The sequence below is a fragment of the Bacillus massilinigeriensis genome, from assembly GCF_900117315.1.
GTDB lineage: Bacteria > Bacillota > Bacilli > Bacillales > Cytobacillaceae > Bacillus_BE > Bacillus_BE massilionigeriensis.
Genome location: NZ_LT630337.1, coordinates 514,914 through 535,066, shown reverse-complemented (window position 1 = coordinate 535,066; position 20,153 = coordinate 514,914). Strand labels below are relative to the sequence as shown.

Below are 20,153 nucleotides of genomic sequence, written 5' to 3'. Positions count from 1 at the left end.
TAAAATTAGAATGACTAATGTGATAGGCGCCCTCAAAATTGGGCGCCTATTGTCACTTTTTTTCTTATTTTTCCTCTTGAACTTCCGCTATAATGCATGTATAGTACTTTATTGTTTAGCAATTTCATAATAAATAATGATAAGGAAAATACTACATATAAAAAATCCCTTTATTATTGTTATTTTACATAAAAAGGTTATAAAGAAAGGAATTATACTATGAAGCTCGGTGCCCGCATTCTGAAAACGGGAATCGCAATTGTTTTGGCTCTTTTATTAGCGAATCTTCTCCATCTTCCATCACCTGTTTTTGCTGGGATTGCTGCTATATTTGCAATCCAACCGACAATTTACCGTTCCTATTTATCCATCATTGAACAAATTCAAGGGAACTTAATCGGAGCCATTACCGCTGTGCTATTTGTATTGGCGTTTGGAAACCATATTTTTTTTATAGGTCTTGCAGCCATTATTGTCATTACAATAAATTTAAGACTAAAAATTGAAAACACCATCTCATTATCACTCGTCACTTTAATAGTAATTATGGAAACCCCAGGCGATACCTTTATCCAATTTGCAATTATACGTTTTTCAACCATTTTGTTAGGCATTTTATCAGCATTTATTGTTAATTTGGTTTTCCTACCTCCAAAATATGAAAATAAGTTATACTATCGAATTTCTGATGTGACAGTTGAGATAATTAAATGGATTCGATTAACATCAAGACATACAGCCAATCATAACCTATTAAAAAATGATATTGAAAAGCTTAAAGACCAGATTATAAAATTAAATCATCTTTACTTATTATACAAGGAAGAGCGAAATTACTTTAAAAAGAATGATTTGGTGAAGTCAAGAAAACTAGTGATATATCGTCAAATGATTAACACAAATAAACGAGCTCTGGATGCGTTAAAAAAGCTGCATAGGTATGAAAATGAGTTCGTTCAACTACCAAGTGACTTTTTTCAAAGTGTGCAAGAAGGGCTCGACTGCTTGCTCCATCATCATGAGCAGATCATGCTTAAATTTATTGGGAAAATTAAATCCCAACCAGTTTTAGAAGATGGAAATCACTGTTTAAACCGCAAGGAACTCTTTCATCTAATTTTAGATAAACATAATGAATTAGACGAATTATCCTTATTTCACTCAATGCAATTGATTTCCGCAATCATTGATTATGATGAGAACCTAGAGCATCTAGACATGTTAGTCACAAGCTTTCATTCTTATCATCAGGATGAAAATGAACTAACGATAGAGGAAGAGAGATTAGAGTAAACTAACAAATAGAAATGAAAGTTAGTTTGAAGATAAAAAAGCAGCTGTATATCAGCTGCTTTTTGGTTAGTTTTTCATTTTTGGATCAAGTGCATCTCTTAATCCATCACCCATAAGGTTAAATCCTAATACCGTTAACATAATTGCTAGCCCTGGAAAAATCATCGTCCATGGAGCTTGTATTAAGAAGGTTTTTGCATCTGAAAGCATCTTCCCCCATTCTGGGTTTGGAGCTTCTGCCCCTAATCCCAAAAATCCTAGAGCCGCAGCTTCAATAATTGCAGTAGCAATAGCCAAAGTACCTTGAACAATAATAGGTGCCATACTATTTGGAAGAACATGAGATAATAATATCCTTGTATTACTCATTCCAACTGCTTTTGCTGCCATAATATATTCTTCTTCTTTTACACTTAAAACACGGGAACGAATTAATCTCCCAAAATTCGGTATATTTATCGTTGCAATTGCAATAAGCGCATTTTTAAGAGAAGGTCCTAATACTGCAACAATAGCGATTGCTAATAATATACTAGGAAATGCAAGCATAATATCAAATATCCTTGAGATAATCATATCAACCCATTTTCCATAATAACCAGCAACAATCCCCAGTAAGCACCCGATAACTATTGATCCACAAACGGAAAGAAAACCTACCCAAAGGGATATCCTTGCACCAAATACGACTCTCGAAAAAATATCTCGTCCAAAGTCATCCGTTCCAAACCAATGTTCACTAGATGGAGCTAATAGTTTGTTAGAAAGTTCTTGATCATTGATACCTGATGGTGCAATAATAGGAGCAAAAATGGCAAGTAAAATAAAGAAAAGGACAATACCTGTACCAATAATTGCTAGCTTATTCTTTTTAAAACCTCTCCATCCTTCCAGCCAAGGTGAAACGGCTTTCTCATCGGAAGGGCGTATTGGTGGCTGCACATTATTATTTTCAACCTGTAACTCCACATTTTCCACTCCCTTCCTTAATGGTATTTAATTCTCGGATCGACAAATGCGTATAGTAAATCGACTATAAGGTTAATTAAGACGAAAATAAAAGCAATTATGAGTATTCCAGACTGAACAACAGGATAATCTCTAAAACCAATGGCATCGTAAATATAACGTCCGATTCCAGGCCAACTAAAGATAGTCTCTGTTAAAATTGCTCCACCTAAAAGTAACCCTGTTTGTAAACCAATTACAGTTAATACTGGAATGATGGCATTTTTTAGGGAATGCTTGTATACAACCCAAAACATTTTTAAACCCTTTGCTCTTGCAGTTCTGATATAATCAGACTTCATCACCTCTAACATTGTGGAACGCGTAATACGAGCAATGATAGCCATTGGAATAGTTGCAAGGGCAATGCTTGGTAAAACTAAGTGTTTTATTACTGTCCAAAGCTGGTTCATGTCACCCTGTATTAGAGAGTCAATTATGTAAAAGTTTGTTACAGCAGTTATTGGATTCCTTACATCCTCTCGACCAGAGGTTGGTAACCAATCTAGATTAATAGCAAATACCCATTGCTCCATTAAACCTAACCAAAAGATAGGCATTGATACACCAATTAGAGCTAGTACCATAGCAATATAATCAAACCATGAATTTTGAAACCACGCGCTGATTATTCCTGCATTTACACCAACTATTATGGCGATTAACATAGCAACGAATGAAAGTTCCATAGTTGCCGCAAGATATTGCCATATCTCAGCATTAATGGCGGTTTTGGTTCGAAGTGACTCCCCTAAGTCTCCGGAAAGCAAATCGCCTAGATAATGAAAATATTGAACATACCATGGCTGATCCAATCCTAGCTGTTTATTTAATTCTACTATCGCCTCTGGAGTAGCCACTTTCCCTAGGATTACTTGAGCAGGGTCACCTGGAATGGCACGAATCATAAGGAATACAACAAATGATAGTCCTAAAAGAACAGGGACTAATGAAAAAATTCGCTTAACAGTATAGGTAAACATTATTCCACCTCTTTTCCTGATTGAGATGTATCGGTTTGAGAGTTAAATAAAAATCTCTCAATATTTTAATCTCCAAATATAGTGTTTATCATTTTTTTTCTATAGAAAGTACAGTGATTCCCATATTTTATGGATATGAAAAGGGAGTCATATAGATGAACTCCCCTTTCATTACAACCTTATTTCAATTCAACATTTGATAATGCTTCAGTACCAGTTGGATGTGGAACATAACCAGTAACTGATTTCTTACCAGCAATAACCGGTGTTGAGTGAACTAGTGGAATCCAAGGAGCTTCTTCTTTAATAATTTCTTGTGCTTTCTTATAAAGTTCTTCACGTTTTGCTTGGTCTACAGTTGATTGAGCTTCAATAAGTAATTTGTGCATTTCATCATTTTTAAAGTATGAATAGTTGTTGCTTCCAATGCTGTCTTCATCTAATAATGCATATAAGAAATTGTCTGCATCTCCATTATCACCAGTCCAGCCAAGCAAGAACATATCTGCTTCACCTTTGCTAGCTTTATCTAGATATGTTGCCCATTCAAAAGATACAATTTTTGTTTTAACTCCAACATCAGCGAAATTCTTTTGAAGAGCTTCAGCGACCTTTTGTCCATTAGGCATGTAATCCCTTGGAACAGGCATAGCCCATAGCTCTAATGTTTGACTGTTATCATATCCTGCTTCTTTAAGAAGCGCTTTTGCTTTTTCAGGGTCATAAGCATAATCCTGAATAGCATCATTATATCCAGCAATCGTTGGAGGCATTGGGTTCTTTGCAGGTTCTGCAGCTCCAGCATAGAACGCATCGATAATCGCTTTTTTGTCAACAGCATAGTTTAATGCTTGACGTACCTTCTTATCCTTTAATGGACCACGAGTTGACGTTAATCCTAGATATCCAACATTTAAAGATGGACGATAGAAAATTTGAAGATCTTTATTACCTTCGATTGATTCAACATCACTAAAGTTTACGCCATCAATTAAGTCAACTTCACCAGCTGAAAGAGCATTTAAGCGGGCTGAGTTATCAGGAATTGTTTGGAAGACAACTTGATCAAGTTTTGGAAGACCTTCTTGCCAATATTCCTTGTTCTTTTCAAGGGTAATTTTTTCATTACGTTTCCATTCTTTAAATACAAATGGACCAGTACCTACAGGATTTTCTTTGAATTTATCACCATATTTTTCAATAGCAGCTGGGCTAGCAATTCCAAATGCTGACATAGCTAAGTTTTTATAGAGAGGTGCTACAACACGATTTAAGGTAATTTCTACTGTATATTCATCAACTGCCTTTACTTCCTTAATATTGTCTCCAAATTGAGAGATATAGTAAGGGAAGTCTTCTGCGGGACCTGCTTTCCAACGATTAAAGTTGAATACGACAGCTTCTGCATTTAAGTCAGTTCCATCATGGAACTTTACACCTTCTTTTAAATGGAAAGTATGTACTAATCCATCTTTAGACTCTTCATACTTCTCAGCTAGTCCTGGTTCGATTTCAGTGTTATCAACACCGAAGTTTACTAGTGTTTCAAAAACATTATCTGTGATTTTAAAAGATTCTCCATCAGTTGCATTAGCAGGGTCAAGTGAAACGGAGTCTCCACCTCTACCAAAGATAAGTGTACCTCCTGCTTTTTCTCCTGAGCTACCTTTGTCTTTGTTATCACTGGTAGTTTCTTTATTACAACCAACTAACGCCATCGACAAAATTAAGACAAATGCCAGAAACCAGATACTTTTTCGCTTGTTCATAATTTTCCCCCTTCATATCTAGGAAGTTCCTCTTCCAATCTTTTTTTATCGTCAACGCCACTTGTATATTTGCATTTATTTTGAATTATTAGAATTATACAAATGACAAGCAGCAAAATGACCAGGTTCAATTTCTTGTAATTCAGGTCTTTTCATTTTACAAATGTCCATACACTGATTGCATCTTGTGTGAAATGCACATCCTAATGGTGGATTTGATGGACTTGGTAAATCCCCAGTTAACAACTCTCTTTCTTGTTTTATATCTGGGTCTGGAATTGGTACAGCTGAAAGTAATGCTTTTGTATAAGGATGCAGCGGTTTATCATATAATTTATCCGCCTCAGTTATTTCAACTAATCTACCAAGATACATAACTCCCACTCTATCACTTATATGTTTCACAACCCCTAGGTCATGTGCGATAAAGATATAGGTTAATTGAAATTCCTTTTGTAAATCTTCAAGAAGATTTAATACTTGCGATTGGATGGAAACATCCAGAGCAGAAACAGGTTCATCCGCAATGATGAGCTTTGGCTTTGTCATTAAGGCCCTTGCAATTCCTATTCTCTGCCTTTGCCCACCACTAAATTGATGCGGGTATCGTTTAATTTGATAGCTGCTTAGCCCGACAACCTCCATCATTTCTTTAACCAATCGTTTTCTTTCCTGTTTATCTGATACTCCATGAACAATGAGTGGCTCTTCAAGGATTTTTTCAACCGTATGGCGAGGATTTAAGGATGCGAACGGGTCTTGGAATACCATTTGCATTTCTTTTCTCATTTTTCGCATTTCGCGATCATTTAATTTAGTTATATCTTTTCCTTCAAAAAGGATTTCTCCTTCGGTAGGTTCAATTAAGCGCATAAGCATTCTGCCTGTAGTTGATTTTCCACAGCCAGACTCCCCAACTAGTCCAAGAGTTTCACCTTTTTTGACATAAAAGCTAACATTATCCACAGCTTTTACTTCTCCCACACGTTTGCCCAGGAGTCCCCCTGTTATTGGAAAATACTTTTTTAATTGATTAACCTCTAAAAGTACCTCAGTCATTAATTATCCCTCCTGTTTCATGTAAGAAGCAGCGAACGTATTGATCACTGTCATCTGCCTTGTAAAGCGGAGGAGTATTTAGTCTACAGCGTTCTTGAACAAATTCGCATCTATCTGCAAATCTGCATCCTGTTTTTATCGTACCAGGCTTTGGCACGTTACCTGGGATTGAATAGAGCCGTTCTCTTTTTTCGCTTATATCCGGAATCGATTTGAGTAAACCAATCGTATAAGGATGTTTTGGATTTTTGAAAATATCATGAACAGTTGCTTCTTCTACTACCTTGCCTGCATACATAACAATCACTCGTTCACAAAGCTCAGCAACTACCCCTAGATCATGGGTAATCATGATGATTGCAGTTCCTAATCTCTCATTTAACTCTTTCATTAATGATAATATTTGGGCCTGGATGGTAACATCTAAAGCAGTTGTCGGCTCATCAGCAATTAAAACCTTCGGAGAACACGATAAGGCCATAGCAATCATTACCCTTTGCCTCATCCCACCTGATAGCTGATGCGGATACTCCTTCATAATTTGTTCAGCTCTAGGTAAGCCGACAAGCTTGAGCATTTCTACAGCTCTTTCAAATGCTTCTTTCTTTCCAATTCTTTTATGTATGTTAATAGCTTCAATTAGTTGATTTCCTATTGTAAAAAGCGGATTTAATGAGGTCATAGGTTCTTGGAAAATCATTGCAATATCATTTCCACGGATTTCTCTCATTCTCTTTTCTGAGGCATTTACAATGTCTTCACCGTTTAAAAGGATTTCACCGCCAACAATTTTTCCTGGTGGCTGAGGGATGAGTTTCATAATTGATAAAGAGGTTACACTTTTTCCACAACCTGACTCACCAACGATTCCTAAGATTTCGCCCTTTTTGACCGAAAAACTTATTTTATCGACGGCAGGTACTTCTCCATCATTTGAAAAAAATGAAGTTCTCAATTGTTTTACATCTAAAACTGGTGCCTGAGTCATATTGACCCTCCTTTCTTGTTGTTATGAGAAAATTTAAATACTTTAAAAAATATATATTAATCATTTTATTAAAAAACATTGTGTACGTCTACTTATTTTTCAAAATTATTTAATAATAAAAAATATTCTTTTCGTTTCAACCCTTATTTCTGTAAGGTTTGTTTGCGTTTTCGAATATTTATAAAACTACTTTTGTAAATATTAACAATGTTCAAAATAATCCAAAATTTGGGATTTTTTTATTTTTAAAATAATATATTAAAAAATTATTATCAAAAAAAAGCCCTAATTACCCACAACTAGAAAAAATAGTCTTGAGTAATCAGGGTTTATTTTTGTAATATTTTCCACTATGGGTAGCCCATAGGAACTATGATTTCTAATTGGAAAAATAATTCGATACCAACTTGTATAATATTCCCATATATTAATGATTTAACTGTTGAACCTGAAATAATTTATAGTAATTTCCCTGCTTATTCATTAATTCCTCATGCTTACCTACCTCCACTATTTTTCCATGCTCAATTAAGACTATTCGATCGGCATGAGTGATAGTGGATAACCGATGTGCCACGATAAAGGTCGTTCGATCCGTTGCAAGTTTATCTAATGATTCCTGAATTAAATATTCACTCTCTAAATCTAATGCAGATGTAGCCTCATCTAGAATTAGAATTGGAGGGTTTTTCAAAAAGACTCTTGCGATGGCAATTCTTTGTTTTTGCCCCCCTGATAGTTTCACTCCACGCTCGCCAACTTTAGTGTCATAACCATCTGGAAGATTCATAATAAAATCATGCGCACTAGCAGCTTTAGCTGCTGCAACTACCTCTTCATCTGTTGCATAAGGATTTCCTAAAAGTATATTCGTTTTTACCGATTCACTAAATAGAATCGTATCCTGCAATACCATCCCTATTTTATCTCTTAGGGAACGAATCTTGAATTGACGAATATCAACTCCATCTAGGAGGATTCGGCCAGTAGTGACATCATAAAATCTTGGAATTAGACTTACGAGAGAAGACTTCCCTCCACCGCTCATCCCAACTAGGGCAATAGTTTCCCCTTTTTTTACATGTAATGAGATATTATTTAATACATTCTCACCCTTTTCATCATAAGAAAAAGATACGTTTTCTATGGCGATGTCCCCTTCAACTCCCTCACATTCTATGGAATCCGGTGTGTCTTGAATATCATATTTTTCATCAATGAATTCAAATACCCTGTCCATAGAGGCAAAGGATTGTGTTAAAGACGTTGATGAATTAACCAGTCTTCGTAATGGATTATAGATTCTATCTATGTAAGCGATAAAGGCAACCATTGCCCCAATTTTCATATCCCCATTAATAACTTGATAGCCAGAATACCCAATAACAATTAATGGAGCAATGTCTGTAATTGTATTAACAACGGCAAATGACTTTGCATTCCATCTTGTATGTTCTAATGCCCTTGATAAAAAGTTTTTATTATAATGATCGAATTGAGTTTGTTCATAATCCTCAATCGCAAAGCTCTTAATGACAGATATCCCAGCAACGCGCTCATGCAAGTAGCTTTGAACCTCAGCGAGTGCCTGTGACCTTTTTCTTGTTAATGCCCTTAGGTTCCCAAAGAAGTACTTCACAGAAAACGCATAAAATGGTAGTAATATAAGTGAAACAATCGTTAAAGTGACATCCATTGTAAACATAATAATGATTGCTATTACAATCGTTGCTACATCCAACCAAAGATTCATTAGCCCAGTCACTACAAAAGTTTTTGTCTGTTCCACATCATTGATTACCCTAGAGATAATCTCCCCTGTTTTTGAATTAGAGTAATATTTAAAGCTTAGCTTTTGTAAATGTGAATAGAGTTGATTACGGATATCATAAAGGATTTTACTCGACGTCCATTGTGCAAAATATTGTCTATAATACTCAATCGGTGGACGAGCAATGACAAAAATGACAATCATGATGGACATAACCCAAAAGAGATGATTGACTTTTTCAGGGTTTGAAAGCATGTTATTTCCCACTATATCATCTACTACATACTTAATAAGTAGAGGAATTAATAGTGGAATTCCAAATTTTATGATTCCGATAATAATGGTTCCTATTATTTGCAGTCGGTATGGTTTTACAAAGTGAAGATATCTCCGGATACTCCCCAAAGCTGTTCTCTCCCTCAAATGTGTCTATCATAATAAAGTATAGATGTTTATTTCCCTATTTTACACTATTAATGCTTAGTAAAAAATTATACCTTTACTCTAATGGATAACAATCTATAAAATTCATGCTGGAACGGATACTCAATTTGTTATTAATTGGAGGTTATTGAACCGTGATTTCACTATAGATTTTTGGAGAAATCCAATCGTCCCCTTATTGTACCCCAATAAAACTCTCCCTCAATCCAAAACAAAAAAAGTGACCCCCTGTCATTAAAGACTTTCTGAGTCACCTTAATCAATCTAGGCATTTTCAATATCCACTTTTTAGCGTCTATAAGTTAGATAACGCTCGTACCATATGTCAATAAAGTCTGGTGCGAAGGGACCTTTCCTTTGACGAATCCATCGAATTAAAGTATCAACATTTGTTTTAAGTATTTTATCAATTACATCAGGATAATTCATTTCTTTTCGATGTCTTTCATATTCATCTTCATCTAATAAATTAAATGTCATATCCGGAAATACCTTAATATCTAGGTCGTAATCTATATACTTTAGTGCCTCATTATCACAAATAAATGGGGAACTTAAATTACAATAATAATAAATTCCATCTTCTCTAATCATTCCAATTACATTAAACCAACACTGTGTATGAAAATAACAAATCGCTGGCTCTCTTGTAATCCAGGTTCTCCCATCAGACTCTGTAACAATTGTTCGATCATTTCCGCCAATTACTAGACTTTGTGTCCCCTTTAATACGGTTGTTTCTTCCCAGACGCGATGGATGTGCCCATTATGTTTATAGCTATGAATTTGTATTGGTTCACCTTCGATGGGTACGCCCATTTCTCTCCCTACTTTCATTTTTGAAGCTTTGTGACCTAACGGGGGTTATTTGTTTTTCTCCTTATCTAATAGTCTTACCAAGGCAACAAAGAACATTTCCTTTTTTCTACTATTATAACGGTAAAAGGAAAAATTTAAAACAAAGAGCCATTGAAAAATCAATGACTGCTAAAAAAAGTAATAAAAACTCTTAAATTGTTGAGCTTTGTCAGGGGACACCCTTATGATTGAACGGGAATGTCCCAATCCTGATAGGAACGAATAACTTCCTCTGTTTGATTTTCAAATGTTTTATGAATGGCTAATAATTCTTCTTTCATTTTTGCTATTTCTATTTGGATACTTTCTAATTCTGTCTCTTGTTGAAGAGACCTCAATTCTTTTTCAAGCTCCTGACAGCGCTCAAGCTCTGCCTGCAAAAATAATAGCTTCTCCATTGTCTTCATTTGTTCATTTACTAATTGATTGAAGTTATTCATGACAATCACCGTCCCGAATCGTTTCTTAATATCTAATTCGAGAAAAACCCTATAATCTCCTTTGACTACTTCTGTAGACTAAGAAGAGAATTTGTCGAATAGGAATAAAAGCAGAGAGAGCTCGCACAGCGCTATATGGACTGGGATTGTAAGAGAAAGAGAAACCTACACGAGGGAAGTTGACGATGCTAATTTATCGTGTCACAAAATCCGGGATTTTACTAGCTCAAGCCGCCGGACCTAGAAAAAGCGTGTACAGCTAGTCAGTATAAAAAAATAAAGAAAGACACCCTACCGTATTAGAGTGCCTTTCTTATCATTTATTGACCTTGTAAGCCAGAATTTTGGTTTTTACGAGCTTCAGCTTGTTGATTTTGTTGTCTTACTTGTTGTGCATTTGTTTCACTAGCAAATTCTGTACCAAATTGACCTTGGCTACCAGCACCTGCAGATTGTGCATTTTGTTGTCTAACTTGTTGAATGTTAGTACCTGATTGAGATTGGTTTGGTTGTTTTGCCACTATTATCACCTCCACGATATTAATGTTACCGAGTGAGGTGAAAACTATCCTAACTTTTTTTACCAATTTAATGTTAGACGAGTAATGAAATTCCACCATCCACAATAATAGTCTGTCCGCGAATCATACTTGCTTGATCACTAATTAAAAACATAATGGTATTCACCATATCATCAATTTCGACCATTCTACCGGCAGGTGTTTTTTCCTTTGCACCGGCCAAAAGCTCTTCTCTATTTGGAAAATGCTTTAAGGCATCTGTATCAATAGCCCCACCGGATACGGCATTGACTACAATATTTTTTGGTGCAAGTTCAATAGCCAAATACCTCGTTAGAGCCTCGACCGCTGCTTTTGAAACGCCCACTACTGTATAATTATCTAAATAGCGTATAGCCCCTAGTGAGCTAACACTTACAATTTTTCCTCCACCCTTTAACTCCATTAATTTTGCCGCTTCTTGCGCACAAAATAATAATGCTCGACTATTAATGTTCATTGTCCAATTCCAATGAGATTCTTCCAGCTCCATAATTGGACGTTGGACACCAGAAGCTGCGTTGCTCACGAAAACATCAAGGCCGCCAAAGGTTTCACGTATTTCCTCAAACATCCCCTTAATTTTTGCAACGTCCCCCACATTTGCCTTTACCACAAGAACCTTTCTGCCAAGAGCCTCAATTTCAGCGGCGGTCTCCAATGCTTGCGTCTTGCTCCTAGCATAGTTAAGGACAATATCGTACCCTTCTTGTGCTAGTCTTATGGCGGTTGCCTTCCCAATACCTCGACTAGATCCAGTTATTAATGCTACCTTTTGTGTCATAAGTCCTTTCCTTTCCTCATTTTTCTTCATTTTAGCTTTTCTATGTATATATAGCAATTATAGGAAAAAAAATAAGACATGAATGGGTACTGGCCAATATACTCAAACATTAGACGAAGGGAAGAATACTATGTATAGTGGTCGTGATATGACAGAGCTTTCTATGAAATCAAAATCTGAATGGTCTCAAGAGGAACTAACCTATTTTCATCATTCTCTTCAACAAATGACACCCTATCTAAACGTTGAAGGACAATCAATTCATCGAGAAATTATAGAGGAAATTATGGCACGTGGGGGACTAAATTAGTATTAAACCTTATTCCTAAAAGAAGGGGCTAATTCATTAAGAATTAACCCCTTCAATCATTCGAATCATTTTTTGATGGGATACTGGAAAGGCCAATTGATTTAATTCAGTTAGATTAACTAACCTCAGATTCCCTTGTTCTTGTACTTGATTTATGATTTTTCCTTCATAAACGTTGATATACCATTTTAAATGTGAAAAGACATGCTCTATATGTCCAATTATTTCACTTAGCTCCACTTCAGCCCTATAAGAATCATTTAAAAATAAACATAGCTGTTCCTTTTCGCTTATCTGTTTTAGATTTATTTCTGTATTTGGGAACTCCCAAAGATTAGCTAGTAATCCATTTGGACCTCTTTTGTGAATAAGATAATTTCCGCTTTCATCCTTTAATATGGCAGCTGATAAATGAATGTCCTTTTGTTTCTTATTCTTAGTTTTTACTGGTAATTCGTTAGATGTACCTTCATCAAAAGAGATACAATGCTCCCTAACTGGACATAAAAGGCATGAAGGCGAAGTTGGTGTACAAATTTGTGCGCCTAGATCCATTAATGCTTGATTGAAAAATGAAGGATTGTCCTGCGATATCATCGCCCTAATGGCTGCTTCAAAAGTTTTTCTTGAAGATGTTTTTGCTATGTCATCCCATATAGACAATACTCTTGAAATCACACGCATGACATTTCCATCAACTGCTGGCTCAGGCAAACCATATGCTATCGAAAGTATGGCTCCAGCAGTATAGGGTCCAACACCTTTTAATGAGGATATTTTTTCAGGGGTATTTGGTACCACTCCATCATATTTCTCAATGACTTCCTTTACCGCTGAGTGAAGATTTCGAACCCTTGAATAGTAGCCAAGACCTTCCCACATTTTCAATACCTTTTCTTCATCTGCTTCTGATAAAGCTTGTATTGTGGGAAAGTTTTCTATAAAACGATTAAAATATGGGATAACTGTATCTACTCTAGTCTGTTGAAGCATAATTTCAGAGACCCAAACTTTATATGGATCCTGGTCATTTCTCCATGGTAAATCCCTTTTTTCAGCTTCAAACCAACTGATAAGATCATTTTGAAATTTTTTTATATCTAACTTTTCCAGATTATTAAGCGTTTTTTCTCCCAAAGTTTCTCCTCCAGTTGTTATACTATTGATTATTTATTCCTTGACTCATAATAAATTAGGTTAATCCAAAAAATATGAGAGAAAATAAATTTGATAAAGTGAAGCTTCCATCAGCGGGGGATTTTCGTCGCACAGGATGTGCTAGTGTCGACATTGCCACATCACGTGGTGTATTTAGTCGAATTCATCCCCACTGATGGTTAGTTGAACCAATCGGCAGTTTTCGGACAGTTGATCTCCCACTTATCCTCTTCGATTTCTCACAGTTTAGAAGTGGGGTCCTTCTGCCCGTTAACCTGCGATAAATTGCCTATTGATCATCCATATGTTGCAATAATCGCAACTCTTTACAATTAAATCACTTTTAACTGTTATTACAAGGGTTTAATTGATAAAATTAAGACAGGTAAGATATTAATTTTTTCCTTATGAAGGAGGTCCTTCCTTTGGATACTGGAACTCATGTAGTAATGGGTCTAGCTTTAGGTGGACTTGCAACGCTTGATCCAATCGTTGCAGAGAGTTCTGTAACAGCAACAAGTGTATTAATTGGAACCATCATTGGGTCGCAAGCACCCGATATTGATACAGTGCTAAAATTACGCAATAATGCCGTTTATATTAGAAATCATCGAGGGATTACTCATTCGGTCCCTGCTATTCTTCTTTGGCCTTTGGCAATTATTGCTGCATTATATCCTTTCTTTCCAGAAACAAACTTGTTTCATTTATGGATTTGGACGTTTCTAGCTGTTTTCCTTCATGTGTTTGTTGATATTTTTAACGCATATGGAACTCAAGCTTTAAGACCCTTTACATCAAAATGGATTGCATTAGGAATCATTAACACCTTTGACCCCATCATATTTGGCTTACATGTTATTGGGTTAATCATTTGGGGGTTTGGTGGGAATCCGGGATATGTCTTTTTAGCCCTTTATGCAATAATAGTGGCTTACTATTTCGTTCGCTTTATCTCCCAGCGAAGGGTAATGAAAGCAGTGAAGGAGATTATACCTGACGCAACGGATATCATCATTGCTCCAACCATGAAATTTCATCAATGGAAGCTAGCAATTATGAACAAGAAACAATTCTTTGTGGGGCGTGCACTCAATAATCATGTTGAGATATTAGATCAATTTAACCGTATGCCCGTTCCAGAAACCCCTGTTTTGGAGGCGGCAAAGAAGGATAAAAATCTCGCAGCTTTCCTTTCGTTTTCTCCAGTTTATCGTTGGGAAGTGGATGAATACGATGATTACTATGAAGTTCGCTTTATCGATTTAAGATATCGTAGCAATGGACATTATCCTTTTGTTGCAGTTGTTCATTTAGATTTTGAATTAAATATTAAGAATTCATATACCGGATGGATTTTTAGCGAAGCAAAACTACAAAGAAAACTCAGTGAATTACCAAATTAAAGGCGATGCAATGTCAGCATCGCTTTTTTTAATTTAGCTTAGATGGATCTTGTTCAAGCAGATGTTTATATTTCGGATTGTTTGATGTAAATTCGTGTAGTCTATCACCATATTGATTTATCCATTGCCTTACAATTCTTTCAGTCATTTCGCTTCCCATATACTCTCTACCAGCCTTTGCATAGGTTGTTTCAAAATCATCCCATAAGAGTTCAACCCAGGTCTGTGCTTGATTTATTGAGATAGTCTTATTTTTTTCTAGGAGCAATTCGATTAATCTATTTTGGTATTCATTCATATTCGTTCCCTCTTTTCCAATTGAAATATTAAATTTTCAAACATAGTCTCACCCAAAACAACCCATAATACATTTAAGTGAGAAACATTCATACTGTTTTTCACAAGCCAGTCATTTCTCCATATTATCTGAGGTGGTGTTTTTCTTGCGGAATAAAGCTAAGGGATTTCCATATGGTCATGACAATAAGTTTCAAGGAGAACCTCGAGCAAAAGCAGAATTTGCCTCAAGACGAGCGGATGGAACAATAAATACACATCCTCAAGAACGAATGTACGCCTCATCACATAGAGAGGTGCCAGGCACCAACCAATAAATGGAAAGGAATTCTAAGGCATTTTGCTTTAGAATTCCTCTAATCTTTTTAGCATTGATATAGGTAAAGCTTCTTCTTTTTCATTTCCATGCAAGCGATAACCCCAAGCTAGTACACCATTTAAATACTCTATTTTAAAGTAAGAACCAGGGTCCCCCTCTATTTCATAAATATCACCTGGTAGGAAATCCTCGGGATTTAGTAAATAAGACTTGGCCATTACGGCCTTTCTTTCTAATACTGAAAACTCATTAACCATCCCCATTTGTTCAGCTTTTCTGGCCCCTTCATTTAACTTTGATATTTCCTGCTGAAGCTCATATGGTGTCATTTCACTATATCTTTTTTCTTGTTGCATGTTTCTCACCTTCCATCTATCTTCTTATGCTTCATGACTCATGATTAGCCTTGACCTCTTGTAAATACTCTTCAATCATATCAAGTGAAAAGCCTTTTCTGAATAATGCCTGCTTCATTTTTTGCTGAAACTCATACCCGCTATATTTAGAAAATTTCCTTAACGCCTTCTCTCCCTGTATTCGAATGGCTTGAAGGTTTACAGCCTCGTCATTTTCAACTTTATATTCATTCAGAACCCTGGTTATAATTTCAGTTTGGTACCCTTTACGCATAAGTAGCTGCTCCAGCTTTTGTTGAATCATTCGAAGAGAATCTTTATTATTTTTTTGACAAAACTTTTCACTAAGGATTTTGGCCTTCTCGTATTCGTGTTCAAAATCATATTCCTTCAAGGCTATTCGAATATTCGATTCAGAAATGCCCTTATCCTTTAATTCCCTTTTAGTTAAAACAGATCCTTTATCCGTTGTATTCATCGTTGTACGGACATAAGCCTTTGCATATTCCTCATCATTTAAAAATTGATACTCATATAATTTATGAATTGCTTCCTGAATAATTGGTTCATCGATTTCTTTTTTTAGTAAGTATTCCCGAACTTCATGCTCGGATCGGATTCTTCTCGCCAAAAATTGAACAGCTAAATTATATGCCTTTCGAATATCATCCTGATAACTGATTTCTGTAAGGGCAAATGGGTCTAGTTCAATTCCCTTTTTTAGTTGAAACTTTATCAATACATCCTCATCTACGCTAAAGGCATATTTTTCCCCTGTTCCATCATCCATGAAAATATTATATCGATCACTTTTATTTTTCTGTACGGTGATTTTCGTGATAATAGCCAAAATGATCACCTCCATTAATAATTTAGCACATTTTCTTTTTCTTGCCGATTATTGAGATTTCCCCTTTCATTTTTTGTATGAATCCGACTATTTAGGGAAAAATATAGTTGATTGCTTTCTATCTAAATAACGAAAGGATGTTTTATTTGGAAAAGAAAAAGAAGGAAAAAAGGAAAAGAAATCTATCTAGCATGCAAGAAGTCACCTACACTCGAGAATTTAAACGAGCCGACCAAGCTGGAGGATTTAAAACAAGGGAAATCAAATAGGTACATAATCAACCATTTCCTTTTGGTAAATAATTTCCAAACATATTAAAAAGTCCTTTAGCAAACGATAAAAGTGCGGATATGTATTCCGTACTTTTTTATTGAAAGGGGTTTTTCACTTGGGTCGTGCTCAAGGACATAAAACACGTGATCGAAACAAAGCTTCTCTTCCACAGGTTCCGAAAAACCTAAAATCTGATGGGCTAGACGTTGAATTTGACAGGGATTTAGCCGATCATGAGGATTTAGAAGCAATGGCACGTTCTAAGGCAGCAGACGAAAGAGTGAAAAGAAATAAGAAAAAGTAAGACTTTAACTATGACTATAAGCAGCAGAGCTCCATCTGCTGCTTTGCCCCAATATACATGTGAATAACTTTATCCACATGATTGTTGATAATGTGGATAACCTCACGAAACCCTATCATAACAATTGTCAATTAATTGGTTATTGTGTATAATTTTTGTAAACAAATCCTTAAAAAACTGTGGATAATGTTAATAAGTCTGTGGAAAGTCTATATACCAATAGTTTTGATTGTGTATAACCCCCAGTAATCCCTATTAAATGAATCGTTTGGAAAAATGACTTCTCATCAATCTACATGAAAAAGTTGCTTTAAAGATCGAACGATGTCCCCTCTACTAATGATCCCAGTAAGTACATTGTTTTTAACGACAGGTACCTTTTTAATCCTTCTTCTTCCTAATATTTCGGCTACCTTTTCGATTTCTGTATCCTCATCAACCGTTATGACGTTTTTCTTTGCCACTTCCATAACATTTTTATTAAGCAATCTTTTAAATTTATCCTCTAAGCTTTCCTCATCCTCAATAACCGTTGTGTAATAAAAGTAGTTTATGATAACGGGGTCATGCTTTCCTATCCACTTCATAATGTCTCCATCACTTACATAGCCCACAAGTTCATTTCGATCATTTACCACTGGTATACCACTAATACGATATTCAACAAAACGGTCTAAAACGTCCTGAATTAATTGATTTTCCTTCACCTTTATGACATTTTTAACCATAATATCTTTAGCTTTCACTTTATTCTCTCCTTATACAGTTGCAGCTGTACTAATTATTTTTATAATATTAGAATACCCCTTACCTAAAAAAATTCCTATAACACAATAAAAAAAAAGATCAACTCTAGTATTGTATTACTAGAGTGATCTTTAATCTTGTTCCCTTTCATTTGCTAAGTGGAGCGAAAATGAAGCATAAAATTTATATTTGAATTACGAGAATTCTCGCTTTTTATAAAAATTTAATGAAATCATAATTGAGATGATGAGTATGACCATAGTCGGTATCAGCAATAGCAATGTCAGCTGTTCTACGCTCAAATTTCCAAGGCTCACCATCAGTTTAAGAAAATGTTGGTTTTCCTTCAAATATCCAGTAAGGGAGGTTCCACCAAAGAAGAAAATGAAAAATAGAGCAAAATTTACAAACCTTGATTTGATATAACCATACTTAAAAATAATTGGGAAATTAATTGATGTGAATAACGCTACTGCAATTATTCCACCCAAAGCTCCTTCTATTGAAAATGGAACCACTTTGATTGGAAGCTCTACCAAACTTGTAAGGGTAGAGACAAAATAACAGGCTAGCAAAATAACAAAGGTATAGGAAAATACTGATAAATATTTAGCTATCACAATACTTGACCTTTTAATTGGTAAACTATTCAGCATAATTTCGACCTTATTTTTATCCTCAATGGCACTTGCACCAAATGCAATAGCATAGGTTAAGACCACAACTCCCCCTGTTAATCCAGCTGCACCCATTTTTTGAAACACGATCATGAAATAAATAAAAAAGAAAAATGCAAAGATTAACGTACGTTTTTGGACTAAAGTGTCTTTCCAGATTAATTTAAGCACCTTTACCACCTCTTGTATAAAATAACATGACATCTTCAAGATTCGGCTTCTCCACAATGATATTTGGTCCAAATTTCCTTTTACATTCCGTTTTATCTCGGACTAATCCCTCAAAGCCATATTCATTTTCCTTTATTCCGATAAAGTATTTCCTAGTTTGTTCAGTTAAAAATTCCTTCCTGCCCTTAATAATCCCATACTGTTCAAAGATTTCATCCTTCGGCAAAGATAATATGACTTCCCCCTCATGTATGAGAGTAATGTAATCTGCTATTTTATCTAAATCAGACGTGATATGAGTGGAGAAAAGAATTCCTTTTCGCTCGTCTTGTATAAGATCCATTAATATATCTAGTAATTCACTTCTTACAAGCGGATCCAGTCCAGATGTTGGTTCGTCCATGATTAATAGCTCTGCATGATGGGAGAGGGCAATCGCTAAAGAAAATTTCATTTTCATCCCCTTGGACAAATCTTTAATTTTCTTATTAATTGGTAGATTAAACGCTTTAATATATTGATAGAATGCATTGTCATCCCATTTTTTATAAAATTTGCTAATGATTTTCTTCATCTGTAAAATGGTTAAGTCTTCGTAATAATGGCTTTCATCATAGACAAAGCCTATTCTTTCCTTAATCTTGATTTCATTTTTTTTATGGTCTTGACCAAACACTCTTATTTCTCCACTGTCTTTAGAAATTAAATTCATAATTAGCTTTATAGTTGTACTTTTTCCTGCCCCATTGGGACCTATAAAACCCATGATAAATCCCCTATCCAATGACATGCTAATATTATTTAGGGAGAAATCCTTATAGTTCTTACATAAATTTTGAATTTCCAAGATTTTTTCCATCACTCATCCTCCTCATATAAAAGAGTCAACATTTCCTTTAGCTCCTCAAGGGTAATTCCTACATACTTAGCCGTGGATACTGCCTCTGCGATTTTTTCCTCAACTATTTTGATTCTTGCCTCTCGAAAAAGCTCTTTATTCTTAGAGGCGATAAATGACCCCTTACCTGGTACAGTAACAATGTACCCCTCCTTTTCAAGCTCATCGTAAGCCCTCTTTGTCGTGATGACGCTTATTTGTAGCTCTTTAGCAAGATTTCTTATCGAGGGAAGAGCTTGTTCTGGAGTTAAATCGCCCTTCATGATTAGGCCTTTGATTTGACTCATGATTTGCTCATAAATGGGTTCTTGTGCTGCATTGGAAATGATAATATTCAAAAAAACCATCCCCTTTCTAAGTTTTAACGAGCAGTTAACCCTTTTTATTTTGTTAGTTCATACTGTATATATACAGTATATACAGTATGAAC

The 20,153-nt window shown here is 35.4% G+C and carries 24 protein-coding genes; 6 read left to right on the top strand and 18 right to left on the bottom strand.

Going from position 1 to position 20,153, the window contains the following annotated elements; genetic code table 11:
• The first annotated feature begins 219 nt into the window (after positions 1–219).
• Positions 220–1,293: an FUSC family protein gene (locus tag BQ6100_RS02685; protein ID WP_075980262.1), complete on the top strand. Its 1,074-nt coding sequence runs from the start codon at positions 220–222 to the stop codon at positions 1,291–1,293.
• A gap of 66 nt (positions 1,294–1,359) precedes the next feature.
• Here BQ6100_RS02685 and BQ6100_RS02680 read toward each other — a convergent pair whose 3' ends face one another.
• The 10 genes from BQ6100_RS02680 to fabL all read right to left on the bottom strand — a co-directional run bounded on the left by BQ6100_RS02680 (position 1,360) and on the right by fabL (position 11,957).
• Complete coding sequence (locus tag BQ6100_RS02680) at positions 1,360–2,235, bottom strand: ABC transporter permease (protein ID WP_390622429.1); 876 nt, start codon at positions 2,233–2,235, stop codon at positions 1,360–1,362.
• Between the two features lie 44 nt (positions 2,236–2,279).
• Entirely contained in the window at positions 2,280–3,284 is a 1,005-nt protein-coding gene (locus BQ6100_RS02675) for an ABC transporter permease (protein WP_075980260.1), read from the bottom strand.
• A 179-nt stretch (positions 3,285–3,463) separates the two neighbouring features.
• Complete coding sequence (locus BQ6100_RS02670; RefSeq protein WP_075980259.1) at positions 3,464–5,053, bottom strand: ABC transporter substrate-binding protein; 1,590 nt, start codon at positions 5,051–5,053, stop codon at positions 3,464–3,466.
• A gap of 75 nt (positions 5,054–5,128) precedes the next feature.
• Positions 5,129–6,112, bottom strand: coding sequence for an ABC transporter ATP-binding protein (locus BQ6100_RS02665; RefSeq protein WP_075980258.1), 984 nt, complete (start codon positions 6,110–6,112; stop codon positions 5,129–5,131).
• Positions 6,105–7,100, bottom strand: a complete 996-nt coding sequence (locus BQ6100_RS02660; protein ID WP_075980257.1) for an ABC transporter ATP-binding protein — start codon at positions 7,098–7,100, stop codon at positions 6,105–6,107. The genes BQ6100_RS02665 and BQ6100_RS02660 overlap by 8 nt, the downstream gene beginning before the upstream one ends.
• Before the next feature lie 427 nt (positions 7,101–7,527).
• Entirely contained in the window at positions 7,528–9,276 is a 1,749-nt protein-coding gene (locus tag BQ6100_RS02655; RefSeq protein ID WP_075980256.1) for an ABC transporter ATP-binding protein, read from the bottom strand.
• 327 nt (positions 9,277–9,603) lie between these two features.
• On the bottom strand, positions 9,604–10,134 hold the full coding sequence (gene ntdP, locus BQ6100_RS02650) for a nucleoside tri-diphosphate phosphatase (RefSeq protein ID WP_075980255.1): 531 nt from the start codon (positions 10,132–10,134) through the stop codon (positions 9,604–9,606).
• Positions 10,135–10,355: 221 nt separating this feature from the next.
• Positions 10,356–10,613, bottom strand: a complete 258-nt coding sequence (locus BQ6100_RS02645; RefSeq protein WP_075980254.1) for a YgaB family protein — start codon at positions 10,611–10,613, stop codon at positions 10,356–10,358.
• Between the two features lie 320 nt (positions 10,614–10,933).
• Positions 10,934–11,134 (bottom strand): gamma-type small acid-soluble spore protein, encoded by a 201-nt coding sequence (locus tag BQ6100_RS02640; RefSeq protein WP_075980253.1) that lies wholly within the window; start codon positions 11,132–11,134, stop codon positions 10,934–10,936.
• A 73-nt stretch (positions 11,135–11,207) separates the two neighbouring features.
• Positions 11,208–11,957: an enoyl-[acyl-carrier-protein] reductase FabL gene (fabL, locus tag BQ6100_RS02635; RefSeq protein WP_075983408.1), complete on the bottom strand. Its 750-nt coding sequence runs from the start codon at positions 11,955–11,957 to the stop codon at positions 11,208–11,210.
• A gap of 130 nt (positions 11,958–12,087) precedes the next feature.
• On the opposite strand from fabL, the gene BQ6100_RS02630 reads away from it, so the two are divergent.
• The gene (locus BQ6100_RS02630) at positions 12,088–12,267 is read left to right on the top strand and encodes a hypothetical protein (RefSeq protein WP_075980252.1); all 180 of its coding nucleotides are present in this window, start codon (positions 12,088–12,090) and stop codon (positions 12,265–12,267) included.
• A gap of 36 nt (positions 12,268–12,303) precedes the next feature.
• On the opposite strand, the gene mutY is transcribed toward BQ6100_RS02630, so the two are convergent.
• Positions 12,304–13,404: an A/G-specific adenine glycosylase gene (gene mutY / locus BQ6100_RS02625; RefSeq protein WP_075980251.1), complete on the bottom strand. Its 1,101-nt coding sequence runs from the start codon at positions 13,402–13,404 to the stop codon at positions 12,304–12,306.
• 446 nt (positions 13,405–13,850) lie between these two features.
• On the opposite strand from mutY, the gene BQ6100_RS02620 reads away from it, so the two are divergent.
• Positions 13,851–14,831: a metal-dependent hydrolase gene (locus BQ6100_RS02620; RefSeq protein ID WP_075980250.1), complete on the top strand. Its 981-nt coding sequence runs from the start codon at positions 13,851–13,853 to the stop codon at positions 14,829–14,831.
• A gap of 28 nt (positions 14,832–14,859) precedes the next feature.
• Here the strand turns inward: BQ6100_RS02620 and BQ6100_RS02615 are convergent, their stop codons facing one another.
• Complete coding sequence (locus tag BQ6100_RS02615) at positions 14,860–15,129, bottom strand: YfhJ family protein (protein ID WP_075980249.1); 270 nt, start codon at positions 15,127–15,129, stop codon at positions 14,860–14,862.
• 145 nt (positions 15,130–15,274) lie between these two features.
• Between BQ6100_RS02615 and BQ6100_RS02610 the strand changes: the two genes are divergently transcribed.
• The gene (locus BQ6100_RS02610; RefSeq protein ID WP_075980248.1) at positions 15,275–15,445 is read left to right on the top strand and encodes a small, acid-soluble spore protein K; all 171 of its coding nucleotides are present in this window, start codon (positions 15,275–15,277) and stop codon (positions 15,443–15,445) included.
• Between the two features lie 28 nt (positions 15,446–15,473).
• Here the strand turns inward: BQ6100_RS02610 and BQ6100_RS02605 are convergent, their stop codons facing one another.
• Positions 15,474–15,803 (bottom strand): YfhH family protein, encoded by a 330-nt coding sequence (locus tag BQ6100_RS02605; protein ID WP_075980247.1) that lies wholly within the window; start codon positions 15,801–15,803, stop codon positions 15,474–15,476.
• Between the two features lie 31 nt (positions 15,804–15,834).
• On the bottom strand, positions 15,835–16,653 hold the full coding sequence (gene recX, locus BQ6100_RS02600) for a recombination regulator RecX (protein ID WP_075980246.1): 819 nt from the start codon (positions 16,651–16,653) through the stop codon (positions 15,835–15,837).
• A 137-nt stretch (positions 16,654–16,790) separates the two neighbouring features.
• On the opposite strand from recX, the gene BQ6100_RS02595 reads away from it, so the two are divergent.
• Complete coding sequence (locus BQ6100_RS02595) at positions 16,791–16,922, top strand: YfhE family protein (protein WP_075983407.1); 132 nt, start codon at positions 16,791–16,793, stop codon at positions 16,920–16,922.
• A 119-nt stretch (positions 16,923–17,041) separates the two neighbouring features.
• On the top strand, positions 17,042–17,230 hold the full coding sequence (locus tag BQ6100_RS02590) for a YfhD family protein (RefSeq protein WP_075980245.1): 189 nt from the start codon (positions 17,042–17,044) through the stop codon (positions 17,228–17,230).
• Positions 17,231–17,517: 287 nt separating this feature from the next.
• Here BQ6100_RS02590 and BQ6100_RS02585 read toward each other — a convergent pair whose 3' ends face one another.
• The 4 genes from BQ6100_RS02585 to BQ6100_RS02570 form a co-directional block, all read right to left on the bottom strand.
• Positions 17,518–17,976, bottom strand: coding sequence for a CBS domain-containing protein (locus tag BQ6100_RS02585; protein ID WP_075980244.1), 459 nt, complete (start codon positions 17,974–17,976; stop codon positions 17,518–17,520).
• A 195-nt stretch (positions 17,977–18,171) separates the two neighbouring features.
• A complete protein-coding gene (locus tag BQ6100_RS02580; RefSeq protein ID WP_159433122.1) occupies positions 18,172–18,825 on the bottom strand; it encodes an ABC-2 transporter permease in 654 nt (217 codons plus the stop codon).
• Entirely contained in the window at positions 18,818–19,684 is an 867-nt protein-coding gene (locus BQ6100_RS02575; RefSeq protein ID WP_075980243.1) for an ABC transporter ATP-binding protein, read from the bottom strand. Before BQ6100_RS02575 ends, BQ6100_RS02580 begins: the two co-directional genes overlap by 8 nt.
• Positions 19,684–20,061, bottom strand: a complete 378-nt coding sequence (locus BQ6100_RS02570) for a GntR family transcriptional regulator (protein ID WP_075980242.1) — start codon at positions 20,059–20,061, stop codon at positions 19,684–19,686. Before BQ6100_RS02570 ends, BQ6100_RS02575 begins: the two co-directional genes overlap by 1 nt.
• Positions 20,062–20,153: the final 92 nt, after the last annotated feature.